This is a genomic window from Actinokineospora sp. NPDC051303 (assembly GCF_055586285.1).
This window is the reverse complement of sequence record NZ_JBVJIN010000008.1, coordinates 70,906-85,135: the sequence shown is the minus strand read 5'-3', so window position 1 is coordinate 85,135 and position 14,230 is coordinate 70,906. Positions and strand designations below refer to the sequence as shown.

The following is a 14,230-nucleotide window of genomic DNA, read 5'->3' as shown; positions in this document are numbered from 1 at the left end:
GGACGACGCCGCGCGCCGTCGTGTCTGCCGTCTACTGCTCATCCTGTTGCGCCGCCTGGTCCGCCATGGCGGCCCGCAGGTCGGCGATCTCCTTCTCGAAGTCCTCGACCGAGGAGAACGACCGGTACACACTGGCGAACCGCAGGTAGGCGACCCCGTCGAGCTCCCGCAGCGGGCCGAGGATGGCCAGCCCGACCTCGTGGCTGGGCACCTCGGCGCTCCCGCTGGCGCGAATGGTCTCCTCGACCTTCTGCGCCAGCTGCTGGAGCTGGTCCTCGTTGACCGGTCGCCCCTGACAGGCCCGCTGGACGCCGCGCACGACCTTGTCCCGGCTGAACGGCTCGGTCACCCCGGAGCGCTTGACCACGGCGAGGATCGCTTCCTCGACCGTGGTGAACCTGCGGCTGCATTGCGAGCAGGAGCGCCTGCGGCGAATCACCTGTCCGTCGTCGACCTCCCGCGAGTCCACGACCCGCGAGTCGGAGTTGCGACAAAACGGACAGCGCACCGACTCCACCTCTCTCTGCTCGTCATCTTGGGCGGCACATCGCCCCACTAGCCCACGCGACCACGCATGGTGATCGACATGTGGATAACGCGTGGACAACAGGTGGACAACCCACCCCAACCTGTGGAGTAACTACAGCGATGTAACCACAAGATGTTGGGGTCGACCGTATGCCGGGACCCCACATGAACGCAAGCCGACACGACTCGCGACACACCCTGAAAACGCTTCGTGGTCACCGCCGCACGCAGCGATTCTGACCGCCAGATGAACGGCGTCTTTCACTCGCCCGGGTGACCTAACCGCCGCTCAGACTCTCCTCCGGCCAGGGATGCCCACGGCGGCGCCGCCACACACCCGCCAGCCGCCCACGCCCGAGAGCCACCCGTGGACCAGTGATCAACAACACCGGTCCACCGGCAAGCCGCCGAGTCCCGCCCGTCCACCGACGACCATCCCGAGACACCTGGCGACCGCATCCCGAAGGCCGTACAGCTCTCAAGAGCGGCGAAGTCCACACAGGGCAAGCACACGGAAGCCCCCTCCGCCGCCAACGCCGCAGGCGACCCAACCGCTCCCCTGACGTGTCACTCCCGCCCCAGGGGTCACTTTCGCCCTAAGACCGCCCGAGACACGCTCGCCACTGTGGACACACCGCCGTCTTCACCCAAGCGCCGCCCACCGGCTCCATCTGCCCCGGCAAGCGCCGCTGTCGCATCACCCATGAAGGCCACCCGGACGTCCACCACCCGCTCGACCGGCCATGGACGCCACCCACCGCCCAGCGCGACTCCATCCCGAGCGTGAACGAACACCCGACCCGCCTGCCCGGCCAAGGACGCCACCCGACTCAACCGCGCCGCGACAAACCGAAGGCGCTCTGGCCGCGCCATCCACAAAGGCGGCCACCGAGCACGCCCAAGCCACACCAGTCGCCAGCCGCACCAACCCGACGACGAGGCGCGCTACCGGGAGAACGGCACCGTCAGCGGCTGTCCCACCCGGACGGCGCCGCCGTCTAACGAGTTCAGTTCGCGGATGCGCTCGACCACCGCGGCCACATCGCTGCCCGGCGCCATCCGCTCGGCGACCTCGGACAGGCTCTCCCCCGGCCCGACCCGGACCACCGTCGTGGTTCGCGGGACCTCCGCGCCGCCGGTCATGGCCCCCGCGAACAGCCCGAGCCCGTACACGGCCACCGCGACGACCGCGGCGATCGCGACCAGCACCGCGGCCGAGAGCGGCGCCAGCCGCGGCGCGCAGGCTGGCGCGGCGACGACGTGCGCCGCGTTCGGCGCCCGCCTGCGCGTGGGCGGCCGGAGCCGCCCTTGTCCCTCCCGCCGAGCCGGGCGAAGAATCGGCCGCACGAGGGCGGCCACGTGCGAAGACCGGCTCGTGGCCCGCTCGGCCGACTCGGATGCCAGCACCGCCGCCATCGCAACCTCCTCGAACTCCCGTTCGATCGAACGCTCGTGCGAATGTGTACCACTAGGCGGCGACAAAAATCGATACCCCATCGGCGTGTCGCTCGAACAGGTGTTTGATCTGCGCAGGTCGGCGGACTACCGTCGAAGTCGGAGAAGATCGAAGTGGATCCACCACCGGGCGCGATCGCGCTCCGGTACCGCAGGGAGGCAGTGCAGTGGCAGGCACGAGTGGTCGGAAGCCCCCGGGGGCGCCGAAGAGGAAGCCCTTGGCGAGCGGCAACGTGCGCAGTTTCCCCGACCTGGACCAGACGCCCGACGGCGCCGAGTTGCCGCTGCGCCAGCGCCAGGTGCTGGAGGTCATCCGCTCCTGGGTGCAGCGTTTCGGCTACCCGCCCAGCGTCCGGGAGATCGGCGAGGCGGTCGGCCTGACGTCCACGTCGTCGGTCGCCTACCAGCTGCGCGCGCTGGAGGAGAAGGGCTATCTGCGGCGCGACCCGAACCGCCCGCGCGCCATCGGCGTGCTCCCGGTCGACGCCACGCCCGCCCAGCTGCGCGGCGAGCAGATCGCCCCGGTGCTCATCGAGCAGGTCGACCAGGGGCCCCAGCCGACCTACGTCCCGGTCCTCGGCCGGATCGCCGCCGGTGGGCCGATCCTGGCCGAGCAGGCGGTGGAGGAAGTGTTCCCGCTGCCCAAGGAGCTGGTCGGCGAGGGCTCGCTGTTCATGCTCAAGGTCGCGGGCGACTCGATGATCGACGCGGCCATCGCCAACGACGACTGGGTCGTCGTGCGCCAGCAGCCTACGGCGGACAACGGCGAGATCGTCGCAGCGATGATCGATGGCGAGGCCACGGTGAAGACGTTCAAGCGCCGCGACGGGCACGTGTGGCTGCTGCCGCACAACGACGCCTACGAGCCGATCCCCGGCGACGAGGCCACCATCCTGGGCAAGGTCGTGGCGGTCCTACGCAGGCTCTGACCGCGGGCGCGCCGCGCGGCCGGGTCAGGATCTCCTGGTCGCGCGGCGGTGCATGACCAGCAGCACCACACCTACCGCGGCGACGGTGAATCCGATCGCGGGGAGCGTGGATAGGCCGCCAGCGTCGTCCGCGGCGGCAGGCGAGGCCGCACCCCCGGGCCGCCCGCCGCCGTCGCGTGTGTCCTCTTCGGCCGCGGCGGGCGCCAGCAGCGCCGCAGCCCCCTTGACCACGCGAATCGGCGCCCCGGCCCCCTCGGACGCGGAGACCAGCGTGCCGTCCGGCTCCAGCGCGACCGCCTCGCCCTGCGGCTCGTTGGGCAGCGGCACGCGCACGGCCTCCCGCTTCAGCGCCGCGACGATGTCGCCGTCGGGAGCCGAGTAGAGGTAGGCGTCGGTGTAGGTGCGCAGAGCGACGACTTTGCCGTCCGCGCTTACCGAGCCGCCGGTGACCACAACGGACCCGATCGCCGAGCTGATCGGGCCGCCTTGCGTGTCCGTGCTGGAGAACTGGATCGACGCGACGTTCTCCAACGCGGTCGGCCCCGGGGCCACCAGACCGGCGACCGGCCGGTACACGTCGGCCCGGCCGAACGGGTTCTTGGTCACCAGGTGCGGCGTGCCGTTCTTGTCGAGCAGCAACGCTTCGGTGTCGTGCGGACCGTCCGGATAGGTCAATCGGAAGAGAGTCGTCTTACCGGACGGCGTGAGCGCGATAAGAGCGACCGTGGCACGCTTCTTGTCGTTGTCGCCAGTGTCGGCGAGCCAGAACGTGCCGTCCGCGCCGCGCGCGAGGTCTTCGACGTCGAACGGGTCGGTGGGACCGCTGATCACCTTCTCGACCGCGCAGTCCTTGGTCAGGACGTAGACGCTGGACTTGGTGCCGCCGTCGTTGACCGCGTACCAGCGCTCCCCGTCCGCGACCAGCCCGGACAGCTCACCGAGCCGCTTGTCGGCCGTCGCACACGCGTCGGAAGGCGCTTGCGGCTGCGCCGCCGCCCCGGCCGCACCGACCAGACTCAGCCCGACGACGAGCGCCGCGGTCGCCAACGCTCGCACTGGCACCTTCCTTCCTCCGTCTTCTCCACCCACGGTAGCCGCACGAAGGCCGTCATGAAGGCAGACGTGTCCCAGCCCCGCGCGTTCACCCACAAGTGCGACAACGGCCCCGGTGAGACCGAGATCCCACCGGGGCCGTGCGTCGTCGTCGGATCAGGCGGAGGTGCCGTTGACGGCGAAGACCTCCAGCACGCCCGCCAGGTCGGGGTTGACCCGCGCCCGCATCTGCGTGCCCACCTCGGTGTGCGCCTCGGTCAGGACCTCGCCCTCGCGGTGCACGCGGGCGACCAGCTCGCCGCGCGCGTAGGGCACGAGCACGTCGACCTCCTGCTCGGGCCGGGGCAGCAGCTCCCCGATCCGCTCGCGCAGCGCCTCGATGCCCGCTCCGGTGTGCGCGGAGACGAACACCGCGCCCGGCAGCAGATGGCGTAGCCGGGCCAGCGCGAGCTCGCTCGCCGCGTCCACCTTGTTGACCACCACCAGCTCGGGCGGCATCCGCACGTCGCGGCGGTGGCCGATCTCGTTGAGCACCTCGCGCACGGCCGTGACCTGCCACTCCGGCATCGGATCTGCGCCGTCCACCACGTGCACCACCAGGTCCGCGTCGGCCACCTCGTCCAAGGTGGACCGGAACGCCTCGACCAGCTGGTGCGGCAGGTGCCGGACGAACCCGACCGTGTCGGTGAGGGTGTAGGTGTGGCCCTCCAGCGTCTCGCTGCGGCGGGTGGTGGCGTCCAAGGTCGCGAACAGCGCGTCCTCGACCAGCACGCCCGCGCCCGTCAGCGCGTTGAGCAGGCTCGACTTCCCGGCGTTGGTGTAGCCAGCGATCGCGACACTGGGCACCGCGTTGGTCACCCGGCGGCCGCGCTTGGTGTCGCGGACCGTGCCCATCGCCTTGATCTCCTTGCGGAGCTTGGAGATCTTCGCGCGGATGCGCCTGCGGTCGGTCTCCAGCTTGGTCTCACCGGGACCGCGCAGACCCACGCCGCCGTTGCCGCCGCCCGCCCGGCCACCGGCCTGCCGGGAAAGCGTCTCGCCCCAACCGCGCAGGCGGGGCAGCAGGTACTGCAACTGCGCCAGCTCGACCTGGGACTTGCCCTCCCTTGACCGCGCGTGCTGGGCGAAGATGTCCAGGATCAGCGCGGTCCGGTCGATGACCTTGACCTTGAGCCGCGCCTCCAGCTGCTGCAACTGCGAAGGCGACAGCTCGCCGTCGCAGATGACCGTGTCGGCGCCGGTCGCGCGCACGATGTCCAGCAGCTCGTTCACCTTGCCGGAACCGATGTAGGTCGCTGGATCGGGCCGGTCCCGCCGCTGCACGAGGCCCTCCAGGACCTCGGAGCCCGCCGTCTCGGCCAGCCGCGCCAGCTCGGTGAGCGACGCCTCGGACTCCAGCGCCGTTCCCTCGGTCCACACCCCGACCAGGACGACCCGCTCCAGCCGCAGCTGGCGGTACTCGACCTCGGTGATGTCCTGGAGTTCAGTGGACAGACCCGCCACGCGGCGTAGGTACGACCGCTCTTCCAGCTCAAGTTCACCGAGGGAGAGCTCAGCCGGATCGGTCATCGCGCCGTGGAAAACCTGCTGAGTGTATTCCTCTGTCACCTGGTGAACCCGTCCTTCGTGTCGTTGCGAAATACTCGGCACCCCTTCGGTGTCCGGTGCTGCCATCGTCGCACGTTGCAGCGATCTATTCGACCCAGTTATTCCCCCGGATACCACGCGAGGTAGATGGCGGTGCGCTCGGCATCCGGTCGCGGCGGCCGCCGGGCGTACTCGTCGAGCAGCGCGCCCATGCGGTCGAGCAGCTCCACCCGGCTCGCCTCGTCCACCTGCACGACCAGGCGAGACTGGTTCACCTTCGACAGGCCCGCCGCGGAGACGTCGCTCAGGTAGGCCTGCAGCATCGCCTCGGCGAACTCGATCCGTTCGCCGCGCCGGTAGTCCAGTCCCCAGGACAACCCGGTCGAGCGATACGGGATCTCCTTCGCGCCCCGATTGCCCCGGCGTTCCGGTTCCGCGACCAGGAATCCGGCCGCGACCAGCTTGCGCACGTGATGCAGCGTCGTCGCGGGGTCTTTCCCCAGGCGCTGGGCGATCTCCTTGTTGGTCAGGGGTCTCTGGTGCGTCAATCGGATGATCCGCAGCCGGATCGCGGATCCCAGCGCCTCCAACTCCACCGGGGTAGCAGGACGACCGTCCCCTCGGGCTTCGCTCACCCCTTCAGCCTAAGCCTGTGGACAAACTGATTGACAGATTCCAATCACTGGGTGATCCTCGAAAGGTGACCACAGCACTGCTCTCCCATCCCGGCTTCCGCAAGCTCTGGGCGGGCGACACGATCGCCCAGTTCGGCACCGCGGCTTGGCAATCACAGGGGGACAACCGCCCGAAGCGCCGGTGCGGGACCGTGGCGGGCTGCTCGCCCAAGGCTGTTGTGGGGCGTCGATCGGTTGTCGCCTGTTCGGGGCCGTGGATCTTCGCGAAACGCGGTGAGTCGCGGCGACGGTCAGGCGTGGGCGTGCCACCAGTCCTGGTCGAGTTCGCCGCGTGCGACGAACACGGCTGGGCCGGTCAAGGTGCTGGTGTCCGGGCCGATGGCGACGTGCACGCTGCCGCCGGGGATGTGGACGATCGCTTCCCCGGTAGTCGCGCCCTGGCTGTCGAGCGCGCCCGCGACGGCGGCGACGGTGCCGGTGCCGCAGGAGCGGGTCTCGCCGACGCCGCGTTCGTGGACGCGCATGCGGATCTCGGCGGGAGCGACGAGTTCGATGAACTCGATGTTGACGCCGTGCGGGAAGAAGGCGGGGTCGTAGGCGGGCTGCTCGGTCAGGTCGATGGCGTCGATCGATCCCCCGGCCACGACGCAGGCCAGGTGCGGGTTGCCGACATCCACGCCGAGGCCGTCGAACACCGCGCCCGCCACGGTCGCCGTGGAACGGCCGGTGCGGCGCACCTGGCCCATGTCCACGGTGACCGAACCGTCCGGACGCACGGTGACGGGCCGCGCCCCGGCTCGGGTGCCTACCGGGAACTCCGTCGCCTCGACCAATCCGGTGTCGGACAGGTACCGGGCGAAGACCCGGACCCCGTTGCCGCACATCTCCGCGATGGAGCCGTCAGCGTTCCGGTAGTCCATGAACCACACGTCGCCGTCGAGATCGGCGGGCGCGTCGGGCAGCGCTTTGCTCCGCACGACCCGCAGCACCCCGTCCGCGCCGAGGCCCCGACGCCGGTCGCACAGCGCGCGAACCCGCCCGTCGGTCAGATCCAGGTCACCGTCCGGGTCGGGCAGCACCACGAAGTCGTTCTCCGTGCCATGCCCCTTGAGAAACGCGATCGCCACAACCCCAGGCTACGGCCGCTCCGCCCCGACGCTGCAGGCAGCCGTTCCCAGCACCCCAGGGCTGACTTCCTGCGCGCCGCCGAGAGCGCCTGGCCGGCGGGGTGCCCTCCGACCGGGGTGGGGTCTCAGCGCGCCAGGTGACCATGCCGTGCGGAGGACAAGGCAATTCGGCGTCGCACCTCGCGAACACCAACGCCTGCTTCCGGCCCCAGCGCGGCACCCGGTCGAAGCGCGCCGCCTTGCTCCGGCTTTGAGGGCAGGCCCTACGAGCCAGCGAGAGCGAGAGCCGCGTCGACCACATCCTCGCGGGCCGCGTCGAGCCAGGTCACGCGGCGGTCGCGGCGGAACCAGGAGCGCTGCCTGCGGACGAAGCGGCGGGTGGCGCGGGCGGTCTCGGCGGCGGCCGCGGCGAAGTCGTGGTCGCCGTCGAGGGCGGCGAGCACCTGCTGGTAGCCCAGCGCCCGGGAAGCGGTCCGGCCCTCGCGCAGGCCCTGGTCGGCCAGGACCCGGACCTCGTCCACCAGACCTGCCGCGAACATGCGCTCCACCCGGAGGTCGACCCGGGCGTCCAGCTCGGCGGGGTCGCGGTCGAGGCCGATCAGCGTCATCCCGTAGCGGGCCGGGCCGGGCCGGGGCATGGTCGCCGAGAACGGCCTGCCGGTCAGCTCGATGACCTCCAGTGCCCGCACGATGCGGCGGCCATTGCCGACCAGGACCGACTCGGCGGCCACCGGGTCCAGCCTGGCCAGGCGCTCGTGCAGCGGGCCCGCGCCGACCTCGGCCAGTTCGGCCTCCAAGCGGGCGCGCACGGCCGGGTCGGTGCCGGGGAACTCCAGTTCGTCCACGACGGCCTGGACGTACAGTCCCGATCCGCCGACGAGGACCGGCGTCCGGCCTCGGGCGATGAGGTCTTCGATGACCTGGCGCGCGTGCCGCTGGTAGGCGGCGACCGAGGCGGTGTCGCGGACGTCCAGGACGTCGAGCAGGTGGTGCGGCACGCCGCGCCGCTCGGCCTCCGTGATCTTCGCGGTGCCGATGTCCATCCCCCGGTAGAGCTGCATGGCGTCGGCGTTGACCACCTCGCCGCCGAGCCGCTCGGCCAGGGCGACGCCGAGGTCGGATTTGCCGGTGGCGGTCGGCCCGACCACGGCGACCGGGCGGCTCACGCGGGCGCCGGTTCCCACTCGGCGACGTGGTACGCCACGCCGAACGGCACGAGCAGCCGCGCCCCCGCGCAGCGCCACCGGCGGCCGTCCGCGCGGACGGCTCCCGCCAGCACCTGCCACGGCGCGCGGCCCGCCGCGCCGAGTTCGGCCGCGAGTCGCGCGTCGAGGCCGAGCAGTCCGTCGAGGTCGGCGGCGGCCAGCGCTTCGGCGACCCGGCCGTCGAACGCGGCGGCGCGGTCGTCGGGCCTGCCGACCGAGCGCTCGCCGTGCCGGTGCGAGCCGTCGCCGAGCACGAGCAGGCCGACAGGGGCTTCGCCCGCCAACTCGGCCGCGATACGCCCGCCCAGAGCGGCGCAGTCCGGCTGCGGCAGGTCCGCCGGGACGACATGGACTGTCGCGTGCCGGGCGGCCGTCCGGCCGCGCAGCCACCCGGCGACGAGCGCGGGCAGCGGCAGCGCCGGATCCGCGGCGGTGTCGGTGTCGGGGCCGAGGGTCACCCGCACGTCGACGCCGAAGCCGAGGAAGGTGCCCGCCGCGGGCGGCTCGATCAGGGCGTCCCGCTCGCCCGCGCCGACCACGAACCAGTGGTCGGCGCTCGCGGTCAGCGAGGCCGCCGCGGCCAGGCACGCGGCGCGCACCTCGGCGGCATCCGGGTCGTCGCCGCCCACGAGTTCCGGCACCAGCAGCGGTGGGTGTGGCAGCACCGCGACACGGGAGATCACCGGGCCGAGATTACTGTCCGTCGAACAATCTTGGTTTTCCCGACCCACGGATGGCGCTATTTACGGCACCATGATGACCATCGCGGCCCTCGGAGTACCGAGGCGGCTTCTGACCTGTTTGAATGCGCGCGGGTACCAGAAGCCGCACGGCCCGAGGGCTGTACGCACAGTGCTGGGCCCCGCGCGAGCGGGGCGCCCGTGGTGACGCGGGCATGCAGGCAGGAGGAGCCGGCCATGACGGACAAGGACGAGAGCGCCAAGGCAGTGACGGAGCACAGCGGCGACGGCGTGGCTGAGCCCGCCGTGGACCAGGCCGAAGCGCCACGCTCTCGCACCGACGCGGCGGCGACCGAGACCCTGGCGGCGGACACCGCGCCTGCCGCCCCGTCGCCTGGTGAGGCGCTCGCGACCGACAGTCCCACCATCGGATCGGGTGATGACGCGGGCCCGGCGGCCATTCCCGACGCGACGCCCGCGGACACCGCGCGGGTGAGCGTCCCGCCGCCCGGTCCGGCCGCGGTGAGCCCGGCCGCGGTCGCGCCGCCCGCCGCCGCGCCGGAGGGGGCGCCGCCGCCGGTGGCGGTGGCGCTGTCGGACCCGGGCCGGTGGGGTCGGGTCGACGCCGATGGCGCGGTCTACGTGCGGACCGCCGACGGTGAGCGGGTCGTCGGGTCGTGGCAGGCAGGCGAGCCCGCCGAGGGACTGGCCCACTTCGCGCGCCGGTTTGACGACATCCGCACCGAGGTCGAGCTGCTGGAGGCGCGGCTGACCTCGGGCTCCGGCGACCCCAAGCAGGCGGCGACCAACGCCAAGCACATCAAGGACAGCCTCGCCGAGGCCAACGTGGTGGGCGACCTGGCCGCGCTGGAGGCGCGCATCGACTACGTGCTCGCGCACGCCGCGGTGGCGCTCGACAAGGCCAAGCACGCGCGCGAGGAGGCCAGGGCCGGGTCGGTGGCGCGCAAGCAGCAGCTGGTCGATGAGGCGGAAAAGCTGGCCGAGGAGTCGACGCAGTGGAAGGTCGCCGGTGACCGGCTGCGCGCGATCCTGGACGAGTGGAAGACGATCAAGGGTGTCGACCGCAAGACCGACGAGCAGCTGTGGCGGCGGTTCTCCAAGGCGCGGGACACGTTCAACCGCAGGCGTGGGTCGCACTTCGCGGACCTGGACCGGCAGCGGGCCACGGCCAAGAGCCGCAAGCAGGAGTTGGTCGAGGAGGCCGAGCGGCTTTCCGAGTCCGACGACTGGGGTCCCACCGCGGCCCGCTACAAGGAGCTGATGCTGGAGTGGAAGTCGGCCGGGCGCGCGCCCAAGGACGCCGACGACACCCTGTGGCAGCGGTTCCGGGCCGCGCAGGACGCGTTCTTCAGCCGCCGCTCCGCGGTGTTCGACGAGCGCGACGCCGAGTTCGCCGAGAACGCGAAGAAGAAGGAAGAATTGCTCGCCGAGGCCGAGAAGATCAACCCCCAGGGCGATCTGGACGCCGCGCGAGCGCACCTGCACCGGATTCAGGAGCGCTGGGAAGAGATCGGCAAGGTCCCGCGGGAGCGCATCCGCGAGCTTGAGGGCCGGTTGCGCGCGGTGGAGGAGAAGGTCCGCACCGCCGCCGACGCCCAGTGGCGCCGCACCGACCCCGAGGCCGAGGCCCGCGCCGCGCAGTTCCGCGAGCGCGTCGCCCAGTTCGAGGCTCAAGCGGCCAAGGCCCGCGCCGCTGGCGACAAGCGCCGCGCCGAACAGGCCGAAGCCCAAGCCGCCCAGTGGCGCGAGTGGCTGGCCGCCGCCGAGCAGGCGGTCGCCTCGCGCTGACCACCCGGTTCCACTGAGGCCACCTTCCCCAGGGAAGGTGGCCTCAGCCGTGTCCGGTGACGTCATAACCTCCATCAGCTCGTGGCAACCCCGCCCACAAACCGCACCCACCACGTCGAAGCGTCAGCGCGCCCTCGCGCGCGTCACACCCCCCACTCTCCCGGGAGGGTGCAATGCTCATGACCTGTGGATCGCCTCGGGAGGACGTGCCTTCCCGGGTGATTGATCGATGAGGTCACCGGACAAGACCGACCGGTCGGGAAGGCACGTGCGTGCTCGGCGCGGTGAACGATGAGGCACGACCAGCGGCTCCTGCTTGATCAACGAGATCGTCCGGGAGGGTGCGCGGCGGATGCTGGCTTCGAACGCGGCAGGCTCGTTGAACGGCCACGGATGACCGCGGCATGAATAGCGTGGCGGACCTTACTCAAAGATCGAGATCATCCGACCATGTCGGGTGACGCGCAAGGACAAGTCCTTCCGGTGGGCTTCGGGTTTGCTGAGCTGGGCCGAAGAGCGGATCCGCCAGCTCGTCAAACAGCATGGAACGGCCCGCACGGCAGTGCTCGGCGCGAACGCCATGGCCTCCGAACAGGATGCCACGGCGCTCCTGCTCGCAGCCGACTACCGACGTGTCTTCAGCCTGGTCGAGCTGAAGCTGGGCGATCTCCAGCAGTTGCCCGAGCCGAGCAGCGAACCACCGGCCGGGATACGGACGGGGCCGATCGAGGCAAGCCACTACCGTGCCGCCTGGAGGACGGTCGCCGATTCGTATGCGGATACCAGTTTCACTCAAAAATGGACTTTCCAGGACTTCGCCGACACCGCTGACCCGGCATGCTGGATAGCGGCATGGAACGAGCAGGACATGGTCGGCGTCGCCCTCTGCTCCATCCGCAGTCACCACCACACTGTGGGCGAGGTCGAAGAGTTGAGTGTCCGGACGGACCAACGACGCCTAGGAATCGGCCGGGTCCTGCTGCTGGGTGGGGTGCGAAGCCTTCGCGAGCAGGGTGCGACGACTGCGCGGCTGTTCACGGGCACGGCAATCCGCACCGGTCCTACGATCTATACGAGAGTGTGGGGTTCCGGCGGCAGAACGAGTACGTCCGTTACCGCAAAGATTCGGAACCAAGCCGGAGGCCCAGGGCACCGAATGGGTCAGGTGCGGGACCAGGCTGTGCGGAACCAGAGGACCGCTAGGACGACCATGGCGATCTCGGACAGGACCATGCCGATCCCGGGGCCCGGGGAGGTCAACCCTGCCGAGGACTGTCGGGACCAGATGGCCAGCAGACCGTCGACGGTGGCGAACCAGCCGCCCAGGGCGGAGATCCAGGCCAGTGCCCAGCGGCGGGTGAGGATGGTGAGGGTGGAGGCCGCGATGCCGAACAGCAGGGCGGTCGCGGCGAACAGGCGGGGGACCGCGCCCGCTTTTCCGGCGGCTTCGCCCGCGCCGAGGAGGACCTGCCAACCTGCGGCGCTGCCCATCCAGGGCAGCAGGTAGCCCACGATCAGGGCGAACACCGCGACCGCCAGGACCACCGCCCGGCCGCCCAGTTCCACTTTGCGGGAGGTGGCGCGTTCGACGGCGTCGATCTCGTCGCGGAGGATGGCGAGGTTGTCGTCGGGGTCGCTCATCCGACCGCACATCCTCCGGTTGGGGCGGGCAGCGGGGGTGGGGCGCCGAAGGCGGGCAGGCCGAGGCCGATGCCCGGGGTCTTGGGGCGGATGCCCGCGGCGAAGTGGTCGCCCGCGCGGGTGCGGCGGTGGGTGCGGACGGGGCCGTCGGCGACCAGGTGGTGCGGGGCGGCGTAGGTGACGACCGTTTCGACCACGTCGCCGGGGCGGATGTCGTTGTCGCCGGGGGCGAAGTGGACGAGTCGGTTGTCGCGGGCGCGGCCGCTCATCCGGTGGGTGTCGGCGTCCTTGCGGCCCTCGCCGGTGGCCACGACGACCTCGACGGTGCGGCCGACCTGCTCCTTGTTCAGCTCCCAGGCGATGCTGTTCTGCAGCTCCACGAGCCGGTCGTAGCGCTCCTGGACGACCTCCTTGGGCAGCTGGCCGTCCATGGCCGCCGCCGGGGTGCCCGGGCGCTTGGAGTACTGGAAGGTGAACGCGCCGGTGAAGCGGGCCTGCCGCACGACGTCGAGGGTGGCCTGGAAGTCGTCCTCGGTCTCGCCGGGGAAGCCGACGATGATGTCGGTGGTGATCGCCGCGTCGGGCATGGCGGCCCGCACGCTGTCGATGATCGACAGGTACCGCGCGGACCGGTACGAGCGGCGCATTTCCTTGAGCAGCCGGTCGGACCCCGACTGCAACGGCATGTGCAGCTGGTGGCACACGTTGGGCGTCTCGGCCATGGCGGCGATGACGTCGTCGGTGAAGTCCTTGGGGTGCGGGGAGGTGAACCGGACCCGCTCCAGGCCCTCGATGTCGCCGCAGGCGCGCAGCAGCTTGCCGAAGGCGTAGCGGTCGCCGAACTCGACGCCGTAGGAGTTGACGTTCTGGCCGAGCAGGGTCACCTCCAGCACGCCCTCGGCGGCCAGCGCGGCGACCTCGGCGAGCACGTCGCCGGGGCGGCGGTCCTTCTCCTTGCCGCGCAGCGCGGGGACGATGCAGAACGTGCAGGTGTTGTTGCAGCCCACCGAGATCGACACCCAGCCCGAGTGCGCCGAGTCGCGCCGGGCGGGCAGCGTGGAGGGGAAGACCTCCAGCGACTCCAGGATCTCCACCTCGGCGCGCCGGTTGTGCCGGGCGCGGTCGAGCAGCGCGGGCAGCGAGCCGATGTTGTGCGTGCCGAAGACCACGTCGACCCAGGGAGCGCGCTTGACGATCTCGCCGCGGTCCTTCTGCGCGAGGCAGCCGCCGACGGCGATCTGCATGTCCGGGTTGGCGGTCTTGGCAGGCGCGAGGTGGCCCAGGTTGCCGTAGAGCTTGTTGTCCGCGTTCTCCCGCACGGCGCAGGTGTTGAACACGACGACGTCGGCCTGCTCGCCCGAGGGCGCGGCGACGTAGCCCGCGTCTTCCAGCAGGCCGGACAGCCGCTCGGAGTCGTGGACGTTCATCTGGCACCCGTAGGTGCGGACTTGGTAGGTGCGCGCGCTCATCTCGGTTACCGAGGGTACGCCGGGCCCGCCCGCCCACGGCGGGGAGTCCCGATACCCATCGGTGACCATCCAACGATCGTTTTCCCCTGAATCGGTCCCCCGTGGTCTGGCA

At 71.2% G+C, this 14,230-nt stretch carries 13 protein-coding genes and 1 pseudogene; 3 read left to right on the top strand and 11 right to left on the bottom strand.

Annotation, left to right across the window (positions count from 1 at the left end; translation table 11 throughout):
• Window positions 1-31 precede the first annotated feature (31 nt).
• Both nrdR and ACZ6SD_RS08685 read right to left on the bottom strand, forming a co-directional pair.
• Entirely contained in the window at window positions 32-508 is a 477-nt protein-coding gene (gene nrdR, locus ACZ6SD_RS08690; protein WP_465316308.1) for a transcriptional regulator NrdR, read from the bottom strand.
• Between the two features lie 965 nt (window positions 509-1,473).
• Complete coding sequence (locus ACZ6SD_RS08685; RefSeq protein WP_465316307.1) at window positions 1,474-1,944, bottom strand: LysM peptidoglycan-binding domain-containing protein; 471 nt, start codon at window positions 1,942-1,944, stop codon at window positions 1,474-1,476.
• Between the two features lie 257 nt (window positions 1,945-2,201).
• On the opposite strand from ACZ6SD_RS08685, the gene lexA reads away from it, so the two are divergent.
• A complete protein-coding gene (lexA, locus tag ACZ6SD_RS08680; protein WP_465316306.1) occupies window positions 2,202-2,912 on the top strand; it encodes a transcriptional repressor LexA in 711 nt (236 codons plus the stop codon).
• Window positions 2,913-2,936: 24 nt separating this feature from the next.
• Here lexA and ACZ6SD_RS08675 read toward each other — a convergent pair whose 3' ends face one another.
• The 6 genes from ACZ6SD_RS08675 to ACZ6SD_RS08650 form a co-directional block, all read right to left on the bottom strand.
• On the bottom strand, window positions 2,937-3,968 hold the full coding sequence (locus ACZ6SD_RS08675) for a hypothetical protein (RefSeq protein ID WP_465316406.1): 1,032 nt from the start codon (window positions 3,966-3,968) through the stop codon (window positions 2,937-2,939).
• A gap of 153 nt (window positions 3,969-4,121) precedes the next feature.
• Window positions 4,122-5,534: a GTPase HflX gene (gene hflX, locus ACZ6SD_RS08670; protein WP_465316405.1), complete on the bottom strand. Its 1,413-nt coding sequence runs from the start codon at window positions 5,532-5,534 to the stop codon at window positions 4,122-4,124.
• 137 nt (window positions 5,535-5,671) lie between these two features.
• A complete protein-coding gene (locus tag ACZ6SD_RS08665; protein WP_465316305.1) occupies window positions 5,672-6,187 on the bottom strand; it encodes an ArsR/SmtB family transcription factor in 516 nt (171 codons plus the stop codon).
• Window positions 6,188-6,477: 290 nt separating this feature from the next.
• Window positions 6,478-7,314 carry a diaminopimelate epimerase gene (dapF, locus tag ACZ6SD_RS08660; RefSeq protein WP_465316304.1) on the bottom strand — a complete coding sequence of 279 codons (837 nt, stop codon included), beginning with the start codon at window positions 7,312-7,314 and terminating at the stop codon, window positions 6,478-6,480.
• Window positions 7,315-7,577: 263 nt separating this feature from the next.
• On the bottom strand, window positions 7,578-8,480 hold the full coding sequence (miaA, locus tag ACZ6SD_RS08655) for a tRNA (adenosine(37)-N6)-dimethylallyltransferase MiaA (protein WP_465316303.1): 903 nt from the start codon (window positions 8,478-8,480) through the stop codon (window positions 7,578-7,580).
• Window positions 8,477-9,202 (bottom strand): class III extradiol ring-cleavage dioxygenase family protein, encoded by a 726-nt coding sequence (locus ACZ6SD_RS08650; RefSeq protein ID WP_465316302.1) that lies wholly within the window; start codon window positions 9,200-9,202, stop codon window positions 8,477-8,479. Before ACZ6SD_RS08650 ends, miaA begins: the two co-directional genes overlap by 4 nt.
• Before the next feature lie 234 nt (window positions 9,203-9,436).
• On the opposite strand from ACZ6SD_RS08650, the gene ACZ6SD_RS08645 reads away from it, so the two are divergent.
• Window positions 9,437-11,008, top strand: a complete 1,572-nt coding sequence (locus tag ACZ6SD_RS08645; protein WP_465316301.1) for a DUF349 domain-containing protein — start codon at window positions 9,437-9,439, stop codon at window positions 11,006-11,008.
• Window positions 11,009-11,435: 427 nt separating this feature from the next.
• Here ACZ6SD_RS08645 and ACZ6SD_RS08640 read toward each other — a convergent pair whose 3' ends face one another.
• Window positions 11,436-11,912 (bottom strand): hypothetical protein, encoded by a 477-nt coding sequence (locus ACZ6SD_RS08640; RefSeq protein ID WP_465316300.1) that lies wholly within the window; start codon window positions 11,910-11,912, stop codon window positions 11,436-11,438.
• Between ACZ6SD_RS08640 and ACZ6SD_RS08635 the strand changes: the two are divergent.
• A pseudogene (locus tag ACZ6SD_RS08635) lies at window positions 11,853-11,981 on the top strand (GNAT family N-acetyltransferase); the annotation flags it as partial. The gene ACZ6SD_RS08640 and the pseudogene ACZ6SD_RS08635 sit on opposite strands and share 60 nt — an antisense overlap.
• A gap of 188 nt (window positions 11,982-12,169) precedes the next feature.
• Here ACZ6SD_RS08635 and ACZ6SD_RS08630 read toward each other — a convergent pair.
• Together ACZ6SD_RS08630 and miaB are read right to left on the bottom strand one after the other, a co-directional pair.
• Window positions 12,170-12,649, bottom strand: coding sequence for an Rv2732c family membrane protein (locus ACZ6SD_RS08630; protein WP_465316299.1), 480 nt, complete (start codon window positions 12,647-12,649; stop codon window positions 12,170-12,172).
• Window positions 12,646-14,118: a tRNA (N6-isopentenyl adenosine(37)-C2)-methylthiotransferase MiaB gene (gene miaB / locus ACZ6SD_RS08625; protein ID WP_465316298.1), complete on the bottom strand. Its 1,473-nt coding sequence runs from the start codon at window positions 14,116-14,118 to the stop codon at window positions 12,646-12,648. Before miaB ends, ACZ6SD_RS08630 begins: the two co-directional genes overlap by 4 nt.
• Window positions 14,119-14,230 lie beyond the last annotated feature (112 nt).